Consider the following 2,166-nt stretch of genomic DNA (forward strand, 5'->3'; position numbering starts at 1 on the left):
GGGGTTTTCCTCCAGCCCCGGGGGGCCCTACTCCGTGCGGGCCTGTCTCGCGGCGTCAATCCCGGCCGCGACACCGCCGACCACCACCAGTCGTTCCCTCGCCATCGTCCGCCCCGTCCCGTCCGGTCCCCGCGCTCCGCGCCTACGGGGACCACGCTACGGGCGGATCCGCCCTCAGCCCTCGGAATCGGGCGCGGTTCCGGTGGAGCCGGGCGCGGAAGCAGGTGCGGAAGAGGGCACCGCCGGGGCCGTGCGGGGCGCCGGGACGGGCCTCGGACCCGCCTTCGGCCGGGCCGGACGCAGCCTGCGGTACCCGCGGAACCCGAGCACGGCCAGCGCCACCGTCAGCGCGAACGGCAGCACCACGGCGAGGGCCAGCGACAGGTACCGCACCAGGGTGGTGAACACCGACCAGCCGCCCTTCAGGGCGTCGAGGAAGGAGGGCTCCTCGTCCTTCTTCTTCTCGGCGGCGGCGGGCGCCGGCTCCGAGACCGACAGCGTGATCGTGCCCAGCGCGGTCTGGTCCTTGAGGGCGTTCTGCTGGGCGAGCAGCGACTCCAGGTCCGACTGGCGCCGGCTCAGCTCGCTCTCCAGCATGACCACGTCACTGAGCGCCGAGGCCTTCTCCATCATCTCCCGCACCCGGGCCACGCTGGCCTGCTGCGACTTGACCCGGCTGTCGACGTCCGCGACCTTCTCGGTCACGTCCTGCGCCTCGACCTTCCGGCGCAGCAGCTTCCCGCTGCCCTCCAGGGCGCCGATCACCGCGTCGAAGCGCTCGCCCGGCACCCGCAGGGTCAGCGTCGAGGTCATCCGGCCGTCCCCGCCGCGCTCGGTGGACTCGTTGCCCACGTAGCCGCCCGCGCCCTCGGCCGCCGTACGGGCCGCCGCGAGGGTCTTCTGCGGCTCGGCCGTCTCGATGCCCAGCGTCCCCGTACGGATGATGTGGGGGCGGACCGCGGCCGGAGCCTGCGGGCCCTTCGCGTCCGCCGCCGGGGGAGCGGCCGCCCCGGCCCCCGCCTGCCCCTCGCCCGGCTTGGCCGGGGCGCCGGCCGCGTTCTCCCGGGGCCCGGCCACCGCCTTGTCGCCGGCCGTCGTCGGCCCGTCGGCGCCGCAGCCGGTCAGCGCCAGGGCGCCGGCCAGGGACAGCCCGGCCAGCGCCGCGGCCGAACGGTGTCTCGCGTACGTACGCATCGTCAGTACCCCCCGTGGGATCGGCTGGTGTCGCCGCTTCGACGTCCAGGGTCGGGTCCCCGGTTTCGCACACACGGTCCCGGCGCGGTCCCGATGCGGTCACGGTCCGGCCTCGCCGAGCGGTCTGAGACGATGTGTCCATGGTTGATGCGGACACACGTACGGAACGGCCGGGCTCCCCCGGCCATGTCGTCGTCGTAGGCGGCGGGATCGCGGGCCTCGCGGCCGCCCACCGGCTGCTCGCCGACGGCGCCCGCGTCACCCTGCTGGAGGCCGGACCGCGCCTCGGCGGCAAGCTGTACGCGGGCGAGCTCGCCGGAGCCCGCGTCGACCTCGGCGCCGAGTCCGTCCTCGCCCGCCGCCCCGAAGCCCTGGACCTGGCCCGGGCCGTGGGCCTCGGCGACGCCCTCCAGCCGCCCGCCACCGCCACCGCCCACCTGTGGACCCGCGGCGCGCTGCGCCCCATGCCCCGCGGCCACGTCATGGGCGTCCCGGGCGACACGGCCCCGCTCGCCGCCTCCGGCGTCCTGTCCGCCGAGGGCCTCGCCCGCATCGCCGCCGACACCGCGCTGGCGCCCACCGAGGTCGGCGAGGACGTCGCCGTCGGCGCGTACGTCGCCGCCCGGATGGGCCGCGAGGTCGTGGACCGGCTGGTCGAACCGCTGCTCGGCGGGGTCTACGCCGGCGACGCGTACCGCATCTCGATGCGCGCCGCCGTCCCCGCCCTCTACGAGGCCGTCCGCACCCACCCCACGCTGACCGAGAGCGTCCGCGCCCTCCAGAGCGGGGCCGCCGCGGCCGCCGCCGAACGGGCCACGGTCACCGGCGCGGCCGCCACCGGCTCCTTCTTCGCCGGGATCTCCGGCGGCATCGGCCGGCTCCCGCTCGCCGTCGCCGACGCCTGCCGGGCCGCCGGGGCGCGGATCCTGACCGGCGCCCCGGGCGGCGAGATCCGCCGTACGCCCGAGGGCT

General features: G+C 77.0%; 2 protein-coding genes. One reads left to right on the forward strand and one right to left on the reverse strand.

Annotation, left to right across the window (positions count from 1 at the left end):
- Positions 1–174: 174 nt before the first annotated feature.
- Positions 175–1,194, reverse strand: a complete 1,020-nt coding sequence (locus ACFV0Q_RS40960; protein ID WP_385013125.1) for a DUF4349 domain-containing protein — start codon at positions 1,192–1,194, stop codon at positions 175–177.
- A gap of 140 nt (positions 1,195–1,334) precedes the next feature.
- On the opposite strand from ACFV0Q_RS40960, the gene hemG reads away from it, so the two are divergent.
- Positions 1,335–2,166: protoporphyrinogen oxidase (gene hemG, locus ACFV0Q_RS40965; RefSeq protein ID WP_385013127.1), on the forward strand; the 832-nt coding region annotated here is incomplete at its 3' end.

Source organism: Streptomyces sp. NPDC059564 (genome assembly GCF_042735575.1).
Lineage (GTDB): Bacteria > Actinomycetota > Actinomycetes > Streptomycetales > Streptomycetaceae > Streptomyces.